Below are 16,401 nucleotides of genomic sequence, written 5' to 3'. Positions count from 1 at the left end.
GATGAAACTCAGACCAGCGACGCCAGCTCGGCAGGCATCTCGCCGCGCGGGCGCAGGTGGTCTTCGATGAAGGCGGGCGTGATCTCTTCGAGCGTGGCCGGGTTCCAGCGCGGGTTGCGGTCCTTATCGACCAGCACGGCGCGGATGCCTTCAGCAAAATCCTTCTGCGCGCAGAAGCCCAGCGAGGCCCAGTACTCGAGGCGGAACACTTCGGCCAGCGACATGCGCAGCACACGCTGCCACAGCTCGAAGCTCAGCGCGGCCGAGCTCGGCGCGCCCTTGGCGAAGGTCTTGGCCGCTGTCTGCAGCCACGCGTCGTCGCTTTGCAGGTCGTGCAGGCGCTTCGCTATGTCGAGCAGGTCGTCGCCGGCCATCAGGGCGTTGATGGTGTCGTAGTGCTCGCGCACCTTCGAGGCCGGCATCTCGGCGCCCTCGCCCGCCTTGGCGAGGATGCGCGACAGCGTGGCGCGATCGGCCCTCTGCTCACCCGCCCACTGCGTGGCCGCGATGGCTTCGAGCACTTCGCCCTTGCGCTCCTGCGGCACCAGCACGTCGGCCAGCCCGCAGAAGATGGTGTCGGCGGCGTTGACATTGGCGGCCGTGAGCGCGAGAAACAGGCCCGTGCGGCCAGGAGTGCGGCGCAGGAACCAGCTGCCGCCCACGTCCGGGTACAGGCCGATGTTGATCTCAGGCATCGCGATGCGGCTTTGCAGCGTCATCACGCGGTGCGACGCACCGGCCAGCAGGCCCACACCGCCGCCCATCACGATGCCATGGCCCCAGCACAGGAAGGGCTTGGGAAAGGTGTGGATCAGGTAGTCGAGCTCGTACTCTTCGCGGAAGAAGTCTTCGGCATAGGTGTTGCGCGCGGGGCCGCAGTCGAGCAGCGTCTGGTAGAGCTGGCGCAGGTCGCCGCCGGCGCAGAAGGCCTTCTCGCCCGCGGCCTGCAGCAGCACGCCGACGATGCCGGCGTCGGCAGCCCACTCGCGCAGCTTGGGCGTGAGCAGGCGCACCATGTCCACGGACAGCGCGTTGAGCGAAGCCGGTGCGTTGAGCGTGGCCACGGCAAAGCGCTTGCCGCCGGCGGTCTTGATTTCGTCGAAGAGAACTACGGAGTCGGTCATTGTCTTGAGGGTTCTGGATGCGGGGCCTCAGCGGATATCGCTGTCCCCTTCCAGCAATTTTCGCGCAACGATCACGCGCATGATCTCGTTGGTGCCTTCGAGGATCTGGTGCACGCGCGCATCGCGAACCAGCCGCTCCAGCGGGAACTCGCTGAGGTAGCCATAGCCCCCGTGCAGCTGCAGCGCGTCGTTGCAGACGTTGAAGCCCGCGTCGGTCGCGAAGCGCTTGGCCATCGCGCAATAGGTGCTCGCGTCGGCATGGCCGGCGTCGAGCTTCGATGCCGCGAGCCGCACCATCTGCCGCGCGGCGACCAGCTCGGTCGCCATGTCGGCCAGCTTGAACTGCAGCGCCTGGAAGCTCGCGAGTGGCTTGCCGAACTGCTGGCGCTCGTGCAGGTAGCGGCGCGCTGCATCGAGCGCGCCCTGCGCCGCGCCCACCGAGCAGGTCGCGATGTTGATGCGCCCGCCGTCCAGCCCCTTCATGGCAATGCGAAAGCCCTCGCCTTCTTTGCCCAGCAGGTTCTGCGCGGGGACGCGCACGTTGTCGAAATTGATGGCGCGCGTGGGCTGGCTGTTCCAGCCCATCTTGTGCTCCTTCTTGCCGTAGCTGATGCCCGGCGCGTCGGCCGGCACCGCAAAGGCCGAGATACCGCTCGCGCCCGCGCCGCCCGTGCGCGCCATCAGCACCAGCACGTCGGTCGAGCCCGCGCCCGAGATGAAGGCTTTCCCGCCGTTGATGACGTATTCGGCGCCCTGCAGCTCGGCGCGCGTCTTGAGCGAGCCAGCATCCGAACCGGCGCCGGGCTCGGTCAGGCAGTACGAGGCGAGCTTGCGCCCGCTCGTCAGTTCTTCACCCCACTGCTGCGCCACCGCATCGGTCGCCCAGGTGCCGAGCATCCACGTCGCCATGTTGTGGATCGTGATGAAGGCCGTGGTCGAAGGGTCGACCGCAGCCATCTCCTCGAACACCAGTGCGGCGTCGAGTCGCGGCAAGGCGAGGCCACCGATTCGCTCGGGCGCGTAGAGGCCGCAGAAGCCCAGCTCGCCAGCCTTGGCGATCGCCTCCTTCGGGAAGATGGCTTCCGCGTCCCACTGCGCCGCGTGCGGCGCGAACTCGGCCTGTGCAAAGTCGCGCGCACTCTGTGCAAAGGCGCGCTGCTCTTCGGAAAGTTCGAAGTCCATCCGGCGGACTTCTTACTTGAGGCTGATCGTCGTGTTAACGCCGTGCGAGACGGTGCTGTCGTCGAACCAGCGCGCCGTTACCGTCTTGGTCTGCGTGTAGAACATGATGACCTGCTTGCCGTACGGGCCCAGGTCGCCCAGCTTCGACGCACGCGAGCCGGTGAACGAGAACATCGGAACCGGCACTGGAATCGGCACGTTGATGCCGACCTGGCCCACGTCGATGTCTTCCTGGAAGCGGCGCGCCGCGGCACCCGACTGCGTGAAGATCGCCGTGCCGTTGCCGTTCGGGTTGCTGTTGATCAGGTCGATGGCTTCGTCGATGTTCTCTGCATCGGCAATGCACAGCACCGGGCCGAAGATTTCCTGGTCATAGATCGTCATGCCGGGCTTCACGCCGGTGAAGATCGTCGGGCCGACGAAGTTGCCATTCTCGTAGCCGGGTACGGTGGGCTTGCGGCCGTCGAGCACGAGCTTCGCACCGTCAGCTTCGCCACGTTCGATAAGGCCGTTCACGCGGTCGTAAGCTGCGCACGAAACCAGTGGGCCCACGTCCACGCCCTTCTCGGTGCCGGCGCCGATCTTCAGCGTCTTCGCCTTCTCGATGAGCTCGGGCACCCAGTTGCGCGCCTCGCCCACCAGCACCGCGACCGACACGGCCATGCAGCGTTGACCGGCTGCACCGAAGCTCGCACCGGCGAGCGCGTTGAGCGTCTGCTCCTTGTTCGCGTCGGGCATCACGATGGCGTGGTTCTTCGCGCCCATCATGCATTGCGCGCGCTTGCCGGCCAGCGTGGCGCGGTTGTAGACGTGCGTGCCGACCTTGGTCGAGCCGACGAAGCTGATCGCCTTGATGTCCTTGTGATCGCAGATGCCGTTGACGATGGCTTCGCCGCCATGCACCACGTTCAGCACTCCGGGCGGAATGCCAGCTTCGAGCGCCAGCTCGCACAGGCGCATGGTGACCATCGGGTCTTGTTCGGAGGGCTTCAACACGAAGGTGTTGCCGGTGACGATGGCCATCGGGAACATCCACAGCGGGATCATGGCCGGGAAGTTGAACGGCGTGATGCCGGCGCACACGCCCAGCGGCTGCAGCAGCGTGTAGGTGTCGACGCCGTTGGCCACGTTGTTGGCCAGCTCGCCGAGCTGCAGGTTGCCGATGTTCGATGCGTGCTCGACCACCTCGAGGCCGCGGAACACATCGCCTTCAGCGTCGGGCAGCGTCTTGCCCTGCTCGGCCGTGAGGATCGCGGCAAGCTCGCCCATGTGCTCGCGAATGAGCTGCTGCAGCTTCAGGAAGATGCGGGCACGCGCGCCAATGGGCGTCTTGCGCCAGGTCTTGAAGGCTTCCTTGGCGGAAGCCACGGCGGCATCCAGCTCGGCTTGCGTCGCAAAGGGCACGCGGGCCAGCACCTGCTGCGTGGCCGGGTTGACGATGTCGCGCCATTCGGTGGTCTTCGATTCGACCAGCTTGCCGCCAATCAGCAGCTTGACGGTGGCGACCTGGGTCGAGGGCGTGGTGGTGGCGTCCATGGGGTTTGTCTCCTGTGAATCCTGTAGATCCTGTGAAAGCGGGTGCCGGTCAAGCCGGTTCAGTCACGCATCGTAGCTTTGCAGATTTGCCATGACAATAGACAAATATGCGCGACGGCTTTGCAAAAATGCAGAGCCTGAACAAGAGGCAAAAACCGGAGACACGAGGGCACATGGACTGGGACAACCTGCGGTACTTTCTGGAGCTGGCTCGCTCAGGCACGCTGATGAGCGCGGCACGCCGGCTCGAGGTCGACCACACCACCGTGGCGCGCCGCATCCAGGCGCTGGAAAAAGAAGTCGGCGCCCCGCTGTTCTCACGCGAATCGGGCGGCCACCGGCTTACCGAGGCGGGCCGGCGGCTGCAGCCGCAGGTCGAGGCGATGGAGAGCGCCTTCCGCACCGTGGAAAGCGCAGCGCCGGCTTCGCAGGAAGGCCTGTCGGGGCTGGTGCGCATCGGCGCGACCGAGGGCTTCGGCACGGTGGTGCTGGCGCCGCAATTGGCGCTGTTCGCGGTACAGCATCCGAAACTCACCATCGATCTGCTCGCGATGCCGCGCCTCGTGCATCTATCGCGGCGCGAGGCCGACATCGTCATCTCGCTCGAACGTCCGGCGCGTGGGCCCGTCGTCGTCACCAAGCTCACCGACTACACGCTGCGGCTCTACGCGTCGAAGAAGTACCTGGCCGCGCACAAGCCCATCAAGACACGCGAAGACCTGCGCGGCCACACCTTCATCAGCTACGTTGACGACCTGCTCTTCAGCAAGGAGCTGCAATACCTCGACGAACTGCACCGCCCCGACGCCTTCGCGCTGCGCAGCACCAGCGTGCTCGCGCAGCACAGCGCAGTGGTGGCGGGCGCGGGCATCGCGGTGCTGCCGGCCTTCATTGCGGAGAACGACAGCGCGCTGCGCCCCGTGCTGCCGGGGCAGGCGAACTTCACGCGCACGTTCTGGATGTCGATGCCGGCGGAAACCAAGCACCTCGGGCGCATGCAGACGGTGTGGAACTTCCTGCGCGAGACGGTGCAGGCGCGGCAGGCGTTGTTGCTTCTGGCCCCGCCCGGCGATGAGAATGGCGCGTCACAGCAGCAGCAACGCCCGGCCCGCCCACGCAGGCCAACCCCGTAGCCAGCCCCCAACACGGAGACCCACCCCATGCCACGCCACCGCCCCGCACGTCTTGAACACATCGCAGGCATCGGCGTCGACCGCATGGGCGCCATTGCCGATGACGCCGATGGCCCGCCTTTTCTTCGGCTCGAGAACCTAGACGTCGACATCCCGCCCGACCCCGAAGCCATCGCGCGCACCGTTCGTGCGGCCTCGGAAGACTCGGACAACAGCTATTTGCCCTTCGTCGGCCAGTCGCGGTTGCGCGACGTGGCGGCACGGCACGTGTCTGCGCTGTCTGGCGTGGCGTACAGCGGTGCGCGCAACTGCGTGATCTCGGCAGGCGGGCTCTCGGGCATCCTCAACGCGCTGCTCGCGACCGTCGAGGTGGGCGACGAGGTGCTGGTGACCGATCCGACCTACGCGGGGCTGCTCAACCGCATCCGGCTTGCAGGCGGTACGCCGAAATACGTGCCGTTCCAGTTCAACCCCGGCGGCGAATGGAAGCTCGATCGCGCCGCACTGCAAGCCGCCATCAGTCCCCGCGTTCGCGTGATGCTGCTGATGTCGCCTTCGATGCCCACCGGCAGCTGCTTCGACGCAGACGACTGGCGCGCCATCGCCGCCCTGTGCGTGCAGCACGACCTGACGCTGATCCTCGACAGCGCGATGGAACGCCTGCTGTTCGACGGCCGGCAAGTGATCCACCCGGCAGGATTGCCCGGCATGGCCGAGCGCACGATCACCGTCGGTTCATCGGCCAAGGAACTGCGCATGATCGGCTGGCGCGTCGGCTGGACCGTGGCGCCGGAAAGCTACATGCCCGATCTCGTGGCCGTATCGCTGGCCAATGTGGTGGTGCCGGTGGGCATCGCGCAGGATGCGGTGGCGACGGCGCTGGAGCAATCGGTGCACACGCTCGCGCCGTACGTGAGCGAGCTGGAGCGGCGGCGCGACACGGTGCTGGACGAACTCCGCGGCCTGCCCGTGGGTGTGCCGGGCGGCGGCTGGTCACTGCTGCTGCGCACGAGTGACTTCGGTATCGATGGGCAAACGCTGTCGCAGCGCCTGCTGTCGCATCGCGTCTGCGCCACGGCGATGCAAGGCTGGGGCGAGACGCATGGCGCGCAGTATCTGCGCTTTGTGTTTTCCAACGAGCCGGTGGAGCGGCTGCGTGGGTTGGGAGACAAGGTACGGGCTGCGCTGGGCGCCTAGGGCCACGCCGGCGGATGGCTGCCCGGCGGCATCGAAGGACGCGGCCACGCAGCGGGCGTTTGCGACAGCTGCGCGCTGTGGCGCAGCGCGGCCAGTTCGCCGAAGCCGGAGGCCGAGGTCTCCACGTACGGCTTGAGGTCGGGCTTTGCAATCGACAAGCCACCCGGCACACGACCGAGGCTGCGCAGCCAATGCCCCGTCTGCGCCAGTGACACCTGCACGTGCCAGCTACCGCCTTCCTGCTGCTGCCGCCAGAGCGCTGCGGCTGCACCGAATGCGATCAGGTAGCCGGTCGCTTCGTCGAGGATCTGCATTGGCAGCGGCTTCGGCTTGCCGTCGCCGGCGGCCTCGCCTTCGGCATGGTTGAAGCCCATTGCGGTCTGCACCAGCGAGTCGAAACCGCGGCGGTGAGCCCACGGACCCTGGGTGCCGTAGGCGGTCAACGAAACGCACACGATGCCCGGCCGCAACCGCGCCAGCTCCGCCGGCCCGAAGCCCAACGAGGCAACGCCGCCGGGCCGGTAACCCTGCACGAAGACATGCGCCTGCGTGGCGAGCTGCTGTAGCGCGGCACGGCCGTCGTCGGTGCGCAGATCCACATGCGTCGACAGCTTGCCGCGGCTGGTGTCGGCGATGGATTCGATGTTCGGCAGGTTCGGCGAATTGACGAGCATCACGTCGGCGCCATACGCCGCCAGCGCGCGTCCGCCGACCGGGCCCGCGAGGATGCGCGTCAGGTCGAGCACGCGCACGCCGGTGAGCGGCCTCTGGTCTTCGCGCAGCGGCGGTAGCGCGAGCGGCGGTGCATCGCCGATGCGCTCGATGGTGAAGAGCGGTTGCGCCGCAATGGCCTGGCCTTGCGGCGTGGCGTCCCATTCGTCGAAGCGGCGCAGCGCGGTTGCCACCAGCCCTTGCGCAGCGGCGGCATCCTCGAAATCGCGGGTGCGCCAGGTCGCCATCACCGTTTCGGCCTCGGCGCGCGTGGCGGTGGCCGGGTCCAGCTTCATCAGCCGCAGCGCCCCGTCGCGGTGGTGCGCGAAGTTCGCGTGAATGCGCACCCAGCCGTCGGCGCAACGGTACAGCCCCGAGAAGGTGTCCCACAGATCGGGCACGCGCCCGTCGAGGCTGAACCAGCCGGTGCAATCAAGCGCTGCATGCTGCATGTCGACGCCCACCTGCTGGCGCGCCGAACCTCGCAGGTGCCCCAGTTCGCAGGCCGCCAGCGCCGCTGCCGCGATGGTGCTCTGCGCCGCCGCGCCGACCGCAAAAGACGACGGCAACACCGGGTCGGCGCCTGTGAGTCGCGCAAACGGCAGGGCTTCCGCAGGCAGTCCGGCCTGCCGCCAGATGCCACCCAGAACTTCGTTCGCATTCATTCCTGTGTGCTCCAAAGCAAAAAGGCAGGGCCCGCTCTCGCGGCCCTGCCCTTGGTTGTCGTTGCGTTCGCTGCCTTGTTACTGGATCAGCTTGGCGCCGGTCTTGGACTGCAGCGTGTCGAAGCTGACGCCCGGCGCCAGCTCGACGACCTTCAGGCCCTCGGGTACCACGTCCATCACGGCCAGGTCAGTGATGATGCGGTCGACCACGCCCACGCCTGTCAGCGGCAGGGTGCACTTCTCGAGGATCTTCAGGTCCTCGGTGCCGTCCTTCTTCTTGGCCACGTGTTCCATCAGCACAATCACGCGCTTCACGCCAGCCACGAGGTCCATCGCGCCGCCCATGCCCTTGACCATCTTGCCTGGGATCATCCAGTTGGCGAGGTCGCCCTTGGTGCTGACCTGCATGGCGCCCAGGATCGACAGGTTGATCTTGCCGCCGCGGATCATCGCGAAGCTGTCATGGCTGCCGAAGATGGCCGAACCGGGCAGCGTGGTCACGGTCTGCTTGCCGGCGTTGATCAGGTCGGCGTCGACCTGGTCTTCGGTGGGAAACGGGCCGATGCCGAGCATGCCGTTCTCGCTCTGCAGCCACACTTCCTTGGTGCCGGTGTGGTTGGCCACCAGCGTCGGAATGCCGATGCCAAGGTTGACGTAGAAGCCGTCTTCGAGTTCTTGAGCGGCGCGGGCCGCCATCTGGTCTTGGGTCCAGGGCATCTCAGGCTCCTTCTTTCTTGTTGGCGGGCACGGTGGGCACCGGCACTTCGCTGGCGGCGGCGGCCTGGGCGATGGCAGTCTGGGCCTCGACCTTGGCAGCAGCGGCATCGACCGATGCGCTCACGGTGCGCTTCTCGATGCGCTTCTCGGGGTTGGCGTTGAGCACGATGCGGTGCACGTAGATGCCCGGCAGGTGAATGTCGTCGGGGGCCAGCTCGCCCACTTCGACGATCTTCTCGACCTCGACGATGCAGATCTTGCCGGCCATGGCGGCGGCCGGGTTGAAGTTGCGCGCCGTCAGGCGAAAGCGCAGGTTGCCCGACTTGTCGGCCACGTCAGCCTTGACCAGTGCCACGTCGGGCACCAGCGAGCGCTCCATCACGTAGGTTTCGCCGTCGAACTCGCGCAGTTCCTTGCCCTCGGCCACTTGCGTGCCCACGCCGGTCTTGGTGAAGAAGGCCGGAATGCCCGCTCCGCCGGCGCGCAGCTTCTCGGCCAGCGTGCCCTGAGGCGTGAATTCGAGCTCGAGTTCGCCGGCCAGGTACTGGCGCTCGAACTCCTTGTTTTCGCCCACGTAGGAGGCGACCATCTTCTTGATCTGCCGCGTTTCCAGCAGCTTGCCGAGGCCGAAGCCGTCAACGCCGGCGTTGTTCGAGATGACGGTGAGGTTCTGCACGCCGGAGTCCTTTAGCGCCTCGATCAGCGCTTCGGGAATGCCGCACAGGCCGAAGCCGCCGACCGCGAGCATCTGCCCGTCGGCCACGACCCCCTTGAGTGCCGCGTCTGCGGAGGGATAAATCTTGTTCACTCGGGCTCCTTGATGGATGAATGGAGAGTGGTGGGAAAGCCTTGAACGATACTACCTACTCGCATACGTAGTATTTCGTAATGGTGACCCCCGATGCCCGAGATCGATTACCGGCTGGCTTTTGAACATGCGCCCGTCGGCATGGTGGTTTCGAGCAACCGCACCATCGTGGCCTGCAACGTGCGCGTGTGCGAGATTTTTGGCGCAACGCCCTCCGCGCTGGTCGGGCATTCGTTCAGCATCCTGTACCCCAGCGTGGCCGAGTTCGAGCGCATCGGCAAGCGCATGGAGCCCTTTCTGAACGCCAGCGGGCACTACGCCGACAACCGCATGATGAGGCGCCTGGGCGGCCTGCACGGCGCCATCGCGGGCGAAACCTTCTGGTGCCACGTCACCGGCCATGCAATGAACCGCGCCGCCCCGCACGAGGCCGGCATCTGGACTTTCGAAGACCTGGGCTCGCGCCGCGCCGTGAAGGCCGAGCTGACGCCGCGCGAGCGCGAGGTGGCGGCGCAGGTGATGCGCGGGCTGACCTCCAAGGAGATCGGCAAAGCGCTGGGCATCAGCCACCGCACGGTGGAGCTGCATCGGGCACGGCTGATGCGCAAGTACGCGGCTGCGACTACTGCGGAACTGGTGCAGAAGCTGATCGCGGGTTAGGCCCGACGATTGCCAGGGCCTGCCGGAAGTTCCGGCCACAAGCCGCCGGATCGTTGCGAAAACGGAAACGCCGTGTCGTCGAAACGCCTGCTCCGTCGTGCGCAGCGAGGCCTATCGTTACAGCCATGCAGGGCAGGAAGCCCGCAACCACTCAGGAGTCTGAAATGTCCACACGTATCCATTCCGAAACAAGCCTCTTGCTGCAGACGCAGGTTTCGTTCGCTCGGGCCCACGCGCTCGCCGTGCAGAAGGTGCCCGTCGCACTGACACTCTCGGCAATCATCCTGTCGATCATCAACGTCAAGCTGTAGCCGCCTATCGTTCATGTCTGTGGCAGGCTTGGGGCTCGACTCCGGGCCGCCCGACATGACCATTCCATCCAGCCTCCTCCCCTTCTGGGAGCGATTCCAGACCGCCACCGGCGCCGACGGGTCCGCCCGCTTTTGCGAGGCCTTTCACTTCGACGACAACGAGGCCGGCGCCACCGAACTGGCAAAGCTCGTCCTGGACGGGCGCAAGCGCGGCACCGCGAGCCTCGAATGGTCCTTCGAATCGACCGACAGGTCGCAGCCCAAGCCCGGCGACCTGAGCGTGGTGACCGACTGGCATGGCAAGCCCCTGTGCGTGATCGAAACCCTCAGTGTGGTGGTCATGCCCTTCGACGAAGTCGGTGAAGACTTCGCGGCTGTCGAAGCCGAAGGCGACGGCTCGCTGCGCTACTGGCGCGAAGGCCACTGGCAGTACTTCAGCGGCGAATGCGAGCGCATCGGCAGGAAGCCCGACATGCGCATGCCGGTGCTATGCGAGACCTTCGAGGTCGTCTACCAGGGAGACTGAGGGCCCCCGCCCCCTTCAATCCGGCTTGATGTCCGCCGACTTGATCACCTTCGACCAGGTCGCCAGCTCCTGGTCAACAAACTTCGCGAGCGTCGGCGAATCCATGTAGGTCGCGAAGGCGCCCTGCTCGTCGACCTTCTTGCGGAAGGCTTCGCTCTCCACGATCTTCTTCAGCTCCGCACCGAGCCTGGCGACGACTTCAGGCGGTGTCTTCGCCGGCGCGAACACTGCGAACCACGACTCGACCTCGTAGCCCGGCAGGCCTGCCTCGGCCGAGGTCGGCACGTTGGGCATCGACGGATGGCGCTTGGTGCCCGTGTACGCCAACGCCTTGATGCGCCCGCCAGCGAAGTGGCCGATGACCGAGGGCGGTGTGGTGATGAACATGTCGACGTTGCCCGAGATCAGGTCGTTGATGGCCGGCCCCGAGCCCTTGTAGGGCACGTGCGTCATCGCCTGCCTCGACTGCCGCGACAGCAACTCGCCCGCGATGTGCTGGATCGAACCGTTGCCCGACGAGGCGTAGAACAGGCCGCCCTCCTTCTTCTTGCCGTATTCGATGAGCTCCTTCATCGAGTTCACCGGCAGCTTGCCGCTCACCGCGACGACGTGCGGCGCGCGCATCACCATCGCCACCGGCACGAAGTCCTTCGTCGGGCTCCACCTGATGTTCGGGTAGAGCGAGGGGTTGCCGACGTGGAAGCCCGAGTACTGCATCAGCAGCGTGTAGCCGTCCGGCGCGGCGCGCGCCACGAACTCGGTGCCGATGTTGCCGCTGGCGCCGGGCTTGTTGTCGATGACCACAGGCTGGCCCAGCGCGCGCTGCAGCGGATCGCCGACCAGGCGCGCCATGATGTCGGTGGAGCCGGCCGGCGCCGTGGGCACGATCATGGTGATCGGCTTCGAGGGCCATGTGTCGGCAGTTGCAGCCGAGGCAGCCAGCGCAAGGCCGACCGCGAGGAGGCGGTGGATAGGTTTCATGGTTTGTCTCCGGTGGTTTTGTATTTGGCTTGCTGTCTTCGGGGCCGCGCCGTCAGGGCGCCAGCTCCGATATCTCGATCAGGTTCAGGTCGGGGTCGCGCACATAGACCGAGCGGATACGCGAGGTGGCGCCCGTGCGCATCACCGGGCCCTCGAGAATCGGCACGCCCTTGTCCTTCAGCCGCGCGATGACTTCCTCGAGCGGCACGCTGGCAATGAAGCACAGGTCGAGCGACCCCGGCGTCGGCAGTTGCGCCTTGGGCTCGAACTCGTGGCCCTTGATATGCAGGTTGATCTTCTGGTTGCCGAAGCGAAAGGCCTTGCGGCCGGCACCGAAGTTTTCGAGCGTCATGCCCATCACCTCGACGTAGAAACGAGTGCAGGCTTCTTCGTGCGCAGTCGTCAGCACAAGGTGGTCCAGATGGTCGATCATGGGTGAAGCTCCTTCTGCCCGCGCTCCTTGGCGCGGGTAACGATGTCGTTGAAATCCGCGGGCGGCGCATGCCGCGTCAGCCGATGGCCCGCGCGCGAGACCTGGCTCGACAGCTCGTGCTGCACGAGCGACTCCAGTTCGGCTGCGGCGGCGATCAGGCCGCCCAGGTCCATGCCGGTGTAGTAGCCCATGCACTGCAGCATGTGCACCACGTCTTCCGTCGCCACATTGCCGGTCGCGCCCGGGGCATAGGGGCAACCGCCGATGCCGCCGAGCGACATGTCCAGCCTGCGGATGCCGGCCTCGACGGCGGCCACGGTGTTCGCGAGGCCCATGCCGCGGGTGTTGTGAAAGTGGGCGGTCCAATCCATCTGGGGATGAGCCGCGATGACGTTCTCGCAGAGCGCCTGCACTTGCGTGGGATAGGCCATGCCCGTCGTATCGCACAGCGTGATGCCCTGCACTTCCAGCGCAGCGAAGCGGTCGATCCAGCTTCGTACCGTCGCCAGCGGCACATCGCCTTCCATCGGGCAGCCGAACACGCAAGAGAGCGACACGTTCACCGGCACCCCTGCCTCCTTCGCCAATGCGACGACCCCAGCCAGCTGCGCGAACGACTGCTCGCGCGTCATGCGCAGGTTGGCAAGGTTGTGCGTCTCGCTCACCGACATGACGATGTTGAACTCGTCGATCCGGCTTTCAAGCGCACGCTCGGCGCCGCGCACGTTCGGCACCAGCGCGGTATAGACCACGCCAGGGCGGCGGGCGATGCGATGCATCACCTCCTCGCCGTCGCGCAATGCCGGAATCGCTTTTGCCGAAGTGAACGACGTGACTTCGATCTTGGCGTAGCCCAGCCCGCTGAGCCGGTCGATCAGCGCGACCTTATCGTCGGTAAGAATGAAGCGGCTCTCCATCTGAAAGCCGTCGCGGGTAGCCACTTCATTGATGAGCAGCCGCGTGCCGTTGCCAGTCTTCATACGGCAAGCTCGCTTTCCGTGCGGCGTGCTGGCCAACCGGCACTTTGCAGATCGCCGGTGTGCTCGCCAAGGCGCGGCGCAGGGTGCGCGATGCATCCCGGCGTGGCGCTGAGCTTGGGCACCACGCCGGGCACCTTCAGCGTGGCGCCGTCCGACGTGGGCGCCTCCACGATCATCTCGCGCGCCAGGTACTGCGGGTCGCTCGCGATGTCGGCCACGGTGTAGATGCGCCCGACCGGCACGCCAGCAGCGTCGAGTGCGGCCAGCACTTCGTCGCGGCTGCGCTGCAGCGTCCATGCCTCGATGGCAGCATCGATTTCCTCCACGCGCCGCACGCGTCCATCGTTGTGCACGAGCTCCGCGTCGTTCTCCAGATCCGCGCGACCGATGGCCCGCATCAGCCGGCGAAAGATGCTGTCGCCGTTGCCGGCCACCAGCACATAGTGCCCGTCGCTGCACCGGTAGGCATTGGTCGGCGCGATGCCGGGCAGCGCACTGCCGGCGCGCTCGCGCACCGCGCCGAAAGCGTCGTACTCGGGCAGCAGGCTTTCCATCACGTTGAACACCGACTCGTACAGCGCCACGTCAATGAACTGCCCCTCTCCACCATGGGCCGTTCGGTGATGCAGCGCGGTCAGCACGCCGATCACACCGTGCAGCGCCGCCAGCGTGTCGCCCAGCGACACACCCACGCGCACCGGCACCCGCCCCGGCTCGCCGCTCAGATAGCGCAGCCCGCCCATCGATTCGCCGAGCACACCAAAGCCGGGCTTGTCGCGATAGGGCCCGGTCTGCCCGTAGCCCGAGATGCGCAGCATGATCAGCCGCGGGTTCAGCGCGTGCAGCTGCTCCCACCCCAGGCCCCAGCCTTCGAGCGTGCCGGGCTTGAAGTTCTCGATCAGCACGTCGGCCTCGAGCGCCAGCGCACGCGCCGCCTCCTGGCCTTCGGCGCTGCGCAGGTCGAGACATACCGAGCGCTTGTTGCGCGACTGCACCTCCCACCATGCCGAAGTGCCATCGCGCAGCAGCCGCCACTTGCGCAGCGGGTCGCCGACACCGGCCGGCTCGACCTTGATCACGTCGGCGCCGAACTCCGCCAGCGTCTTTCCGGCGAAGGGGCCGGCAATGAGCTGGCCGAGCTCCAGCACCTTCAGGCCTTCGAGTGCATTCATGTCCGCGTCCGTCTCCTTGTTGGGTAGGGTCCGACTCTAGGAACAGATCGCGCTGGGCGGAATTGCTGTGATGGCAGCACCCCTTCGCAAAACGCGAAGAGGTGGCCCCGCCTCTCTAGAATCCGCCGATGCCCAGCCCGATCAACCCCGCCCGTGTCGACTTCGTGACGCTGCGCCTGTTCTGCGCGGTGGCGCAATCGGGCAGCATCACCAAGGGCGCGGAGGCGTGCCACCTCGCGCTGTCGGCGGCGAGCCGGCGACTCTCAGATTTCGAGGCAGCAACGGGGTCGAAGCTGCTCGAACGCAGCGCACAAGGCATCGCGCTCACACCCGCCGGGCATGTGGCGATGCAGCATGCGATGCGGCTGTTCCAGGGCTTCGAGCAGTTCAGCAACGAGATCAACGACTATTCAAGCGGCGTGCGCGGCCACGTCCGGCTGTGGGCCAACATGTCGGCGCTGACCGAGTTCCTGCCTACGACGCTCGCGACCTTTCTCGCGCAGCACCCCGACATCCGCGTGGAGGTCGAAGAGCAGTTGAGCGGCGACATCGTGCGAGCACTGGTCGACGGCCTGGCCGACGTCGGCGTGTTCGCGGAGAACACGCCCGCCTACGGGCTCGACGTCGCGCCCTTCCAGACCGACGAGCTCGTGGTGCTGTGCGCAAAGCAACATCCGCTGTCGCGCAGCCGAGTGAAGCAGGTCGACTTCAAGACCTGCCTCGCGCACGAATTCGTCGGCCTTAACCGCAGCAGTTCGCTGCTGGAACTCACGTCGCGTGCTGCTGAGCAGGCCGGCATTCCGATGCGCCTGCGCGTGCAGGTGCGCAGCTTCGATGCGATGTGCCACATGATCGCGGCGAACCTCGGCATCGGCGTGGTGCCGCTGGCCGCGTGCAAGGCGCAGGTTGCGGCGCTCGATCTGAAGGTCGTGCGGCTGAAGGACGCGTGGGCCACGCGGCGGTTGCTGATGGCGACGAAGACGGGGGCGGCACTTTCGCCGGCGGCGCAATTGCTGGCTCAACATCTTCTGCAACAAGCGGGGCCGTGACGATGCAAGAGTTTCTGCTGTTCTGCGCGGGCGCCTTCCTGCTTGCGATCAACGTGCACATCACGATGCGCATCGTGGCAAGCGAGGAGCCTCTGTGGCGCAAGGTCCTGATCCTGTGGATGGTCTGGCTGATCCCGTTCCTTGGCGCCTGGCTCGCCAGGATCGGCATGCCAAGACCATCCCATGCCTCACCCGCTCGCCCCGGCACAAAGTCCGACGGTTTCACGGCCGACGCGGCGCCGGAGAACATCGCGCTGGGAGACGGCCCCGCATTTCCGCTGCACGAGCACATGGGGCTCTACAACGGACTCCCCCTGCTCGACTGGCAGGCACTGAAGGAATGGGCCGGCTCGATGAACGATGCTGATCTCCAGCGCGCGGCCATCGAGCAGGGAAAGCGCGCTTGGCTTCTTCACTTGAGGGATGCGCTGGGCTCGCACTTCCGCCTGTACGAATCGAGCAATGCCTACGTTCTGTCGTCGCTGGAAGATGTCGTCGTCGCCGCAACAGCCGCCTATGTGACGTCCACGCGCAAGCGCATTCAACGCGTCCTGGCCGGCATCGCGCATTTCGGCGCCAGTGACAAGAGCATCCTGCTGGTCGTGGACGACGAAGAAACCTACTACGACTACGTCTCGAGCTACTACCCCGAAGGCGGCGAATTCGCGTTCAGCGGCGGCATGTTCGTCGACGCCGGTTGCGCGCACTTTCTGGCGAAGCGGGCCGACCTTGCAGCCATCGAGCCCGTCATCGCGCACGAGATGACCCACAGCGCGCTCTCGCACCTCAAGCTGCCGAGGTGGCTGGATGAAGGGCTGGCCGTCAACACCGAGCGCAAGCTGGCGGGCGCGGGCGCCATGCTCTACACGCCGCAGGAGCTACAGCGCAAGCATCTGAAGTTCTGGGACGAAGCGAAGATCCAGGAATTCTGGTCCGGCCAGTCGTTCTTCAGGACGGATGACGGCAACCTCCTGTCCTACGAACTTGCGCGCATCCTCGTCGAGCAGATGGGGCGAAACTGGGAGCTGTTCGCGAGCTTTGCGTCGAACGCAAAGCGCGATGACGGTGGTGCCGAAGCGGCCCGGAACATCTTCAGCGCGGACCTCGGCGCCTATGCCTGCGCCCTGCTCGAACGGGAGCCCGACCCGAGCTGGACGCCCAACCCGGCCGCTTGGGCCGAGCAGGAACCGGAAGCCAGCCCCGCCTGACAGGGCAT

The 16,401-nt window shown here is 66.4% G+C and carries 17 protein-coding genes; 7 read left to right on the top strand and 10 right to left on the bottom strand.

Features of this window, described 5'->3' with window-relative positions; translation table 11 throughout:
* Nucleotides 1-8 precede the first annotated feature (8 nt).
* Genes ACSFBF_RS00185 through ACSFBF_RS00175 form a run of 3 tightly spaced genes read right to left on the bottom strand, consistent with a single transcriptional unit; the run spans nucleotide 9 to nucleotide 3,842 of the window.
* Nucleotides 9-1,124 (bottom strand): enoyl-CoA hydratase/isomerase family protein, encoded by a 1,116-nt coding sequence (locus ACSFBF_RS00185; protein ID WP_435464307.1) that lies wholly within the window; start codon nucleotides 1,122-1,124, stop codon nucleotides 9-11.
* A 27-nt stretch (nucleotides 1,125-1,151) separates the two neighbouring features.
* Nucleotides 1,152-2,306, bottom strand: a complete 1,155-nt coding sequence (locus tag ACSFBF_RS00180) for an acyl-CoA dehydrogenase family protein (protein ID WP_435464305.1) — start codon at nucleotides 2,304-2,306, stop codon at nucleotides 1,152-1,154.
* 12 nt (nucleotides 2,307-2,318) lie between these two features.
* Nucleotides 2,319-3,842, bottom strand: coding sequence for a CoA-acylating methylmalonate-semialdehyde dehydrogenase (locus tag ACSFBF_RS00175; protein ID WP_435464303.1), 1,524 nt, complete (start codon nucleotides 3,840-3,842; stop codon nucleotides 2,319-2,321).
* Between the two features lie 173 nt (nucleotides 3,843-4,015).
* On the opposite strand from ACSFBF_RS00175, the gene ACSFBF_RS00170 reads away from it, so the two are divergent.
* Both ACSFBF_RS00170 and ACSFBF_RS00165 read left to right on the top strand, forming a co-directional pair.
* Nucleotides 4,016-4,975 (top strand): LysR family transcriptional regulator, encoded by a 960-nt coding sequence (locus tag ACSFBF_RS00170; RefSeq protein WP_093073312.1) that lies wholly within the window; start codon nucleotides 4,016-4,018, stop codon nucleotides 4,973-4,975.
* A 27-nt stretch (nucleotides 4,976-5,002) separates the two neighbouring features.
* On the top strand, nucleotides 5,003-6,172 hold the full coding sequence (locus ACSFBF_RS00165; RefSeq protein WP_435464301.1) for a pyridoxal phosphate-dependent aminotransferase: 1,170 nt from the start codon (nucleotides 5,003-5,005) through the stop codon (nucleotides 6,170-6,172).
* Here ACSFBF_RS00165 and ACSFBF_RS00160 read toward each other — a convergent pair.
* The 3 genes from ACSFBF_RS00160 to ACSFBF_RS00150 form a co-directional block, all read right to left on the bottom strand.
* On the bottom strand, nucleotides 6,169-7,548 hold the full coding sequence (locus tag ACSFBF_RS00160) for a CoA transferase (RefSeq protein ID WP_435464300.1): 1,380 nt from the start codon (nucleotides 7,546-7,548) through the stop codon (nucleotides 6,169-6,171). The genes ACSFBF_RS00165 and ACSFBF_RS00160 overlap by 4 nt on opposite strands.
* 78 nt (nucleotides 7,549-7,626) lie before the next feature.
* Nucleotides 7,627-8,265, bottom strand: a complete 639-nt coding sequence (locus ACSFBF_RS00155) for a 3-oxoacid CoA-transferase subunit B (RefSeq protein WP_093055639.1) — start codon at nucleotides 8,263-8,265, stop codon at nucleotides 7,627-7,629.
* A 1-nt stretch (nucleotide 8,266) separates the two neighbouring features.
* Nucleotides 8,267-9,073, bottom strand: coding sequence for a CoA transferase subunit A (locus ACSFBF_RS00150; protein WP_435464298.1), 807 nt, complete (start codon nucleotides 9,071-9,073; stop codon nucleotides 8,267-8,269).
* A gap of 93 nt (nucleotides 9,074-9,166) precedes the next feature.
* On the opposite strand from ACSFBF_RS00150, the gene ACSFBF_RS00145 reads away from it, so the two are divergent.
* The 3 genes from ACSFBF_RS00145 to ACSFBF_RS00135 all read left to right on the top strand — a co-directional run bounded on the left by ACSFBF_RS00145 (nucleotide 9,167) and on the right by ACSFBF_RS00135 (nucleotide 10,570).
* The gene (locus ACSFBF_RS00145; RefSeq protein WP_093055635.1) at nucleotides 9,167-9,733 is read left to right on the top strand and encodes a LuxR C-terminal-related transcriptional regulator; all 567 of its coding nucleotides are present in this window, start codon (nucleotides 9,167-9,169) and stop codon (nucleotides 9,731-9,733) included.
* Nucleotides 9,734-9,897: 164 nt separating this feature from the next.
* Nucleotides 9,898-10,044, top strand: coding sequence for a hypothetical protein (locus ACSFBF_RS00140; protein ID WP_435464296.1), 147 nt, complete (start codon nucleotides 9,898-9,900; stop codon nucleotides 10,042-10,044).
* Between the two features lie 55 nt (nucleotides 10,045-10,099).
* A complete protein-coding gene (locus tag ACSFBF_RS00135; protein ID WP_435464295.1) occupies nucleotides 10,100-10,570 on the top strand; it encodes an ASCH domain-containing protein in 471 nt (156 codons plus the stop codon).
* A gap of 15 nt (nucleotides 10,571-10,585) precedes the next feature.
* Here ACSFBF_RS00135 and ACSFBF_RS00130 read toward each other — a convergent pair whose 3' ends face one another.
* Genes ACSFBF_RS00130 through ACSFBF_RS00115 form a run of 4 tightly spaced genes read right to left on the bottom strand, consistent with a single transcriptional unit; the run spans nucleotide 10,586 to nucleotide 14,136 of the window.
* A complete protein-coding gene (locus ACSFBF_RS00130) occupies nucleotides 10,586-11,551 on the bottom strand; it encodes a Bug family tripartite tricarboxylate transporter substrate binding protein (protein WP_435464294.1) in 966 nt (321 codons plus the stop codon).
* Nucleotides 11,552-11,603: 52 nt separating this feature from the next.
* Complete coding sequence (locus ACSFBF_RS00125; RefSeq protein WP_435464292.1) at nucleotides 11,604-11,984, bottom strand: VOC family protein; 381 nt, start codon at nucleotides 11,982-11,984, stop codon at nucleotides 11,604-11,606.
* Nucleotides 11,981-12,964: a hydroxymethylglutaryl-CoA lyase gene (locus ACSFBF_RS00120; RefSeq protein ID WP_435464290.1), complete on the bottom strand. Its 984-nt coding sequence runs from the start codon at nucleotides 12,962-12,964 to the stop codon at nucleotides 11,981-11,983. The genes ACSFBF_RS00125 and ACSFBF_RS00120 overlap by 4 nt, the downstream gene beginning before the upstream one ends.
* Nucleotides 12,961-14,136 carry a CaiB/BaiF CoA transferase family protein gene (locus ACSFBF_RS00115; protein ID WP_435464288.1) on the bottom strand — a complete coding sequence of 392 codons (1,176 nt, stop codon included), beginning with the start codon at nucleotides 14,134-14,136 and terminating at the stop codon, nucleotides 12,961-12,963. The genes ACSFBF_RS00120 and ACSFBF_RS00115 overlap by 4 nt, the downstream gene beginning before the upstream one ends.
* 128 nt (nucleotides 14,137-14,264) lie before the next feature.
* Between ACSFBF_RS00115 and ACSFBF_RS00110 the strand changes: the two genes are divergently transcribed.
* Both ACSFBF_RS00110 and ACSFBF_RS00105 read left to right on the top strand, forming a co-directional pair.
* Nucleotides 14,265-15,185 carry a LysR family transcriptional regulator gene (locus tag ACSFBF_RS00110; protein WP_435464286.1) on the top strand — a complete coding sequence of 307 codons (921 nt, stop codon included), beginning with the start codon at nucleotides 14,265-14,267 and terminating at the stop codon, nucleotides 15,183-15,185.
* The gene (locus ACSFBF_RS00105) at nucleotides 15,182-16,393 is read left to right on the top strand and encodes a hypothetical protein (RefSeq protein WP_435464284.1); all 1,212 of its coding nucleotides are present in this window, start codon (nucleotides 15,182-15,184) and stop codon (nucleotides 16,391-16,393) included. Before ACSFBF_RS00110 ends, ACSFBF_RS00105 begins: the two co-directional genes overlap by 4 nt.
* Nucleotides 16,394-16,401: the final 8 nt, after the last annotated feature.

Origin of the sequence: Variovorax nivicola (assembly GCF_051216475.1) — a bacterium.
In the GTDB taxonomy this organism is placed as follows: Bacteria; Pseudomonadota; Gammaproteobacteria; order Burkholderiales; family Burkholderiaceae_C; genus Variovorax.
The sequence above is the reverse complement of the archived record's forward strand: the minus strand, read 5'-3'. Positions and strand labels throughout refer to the sequence as shown.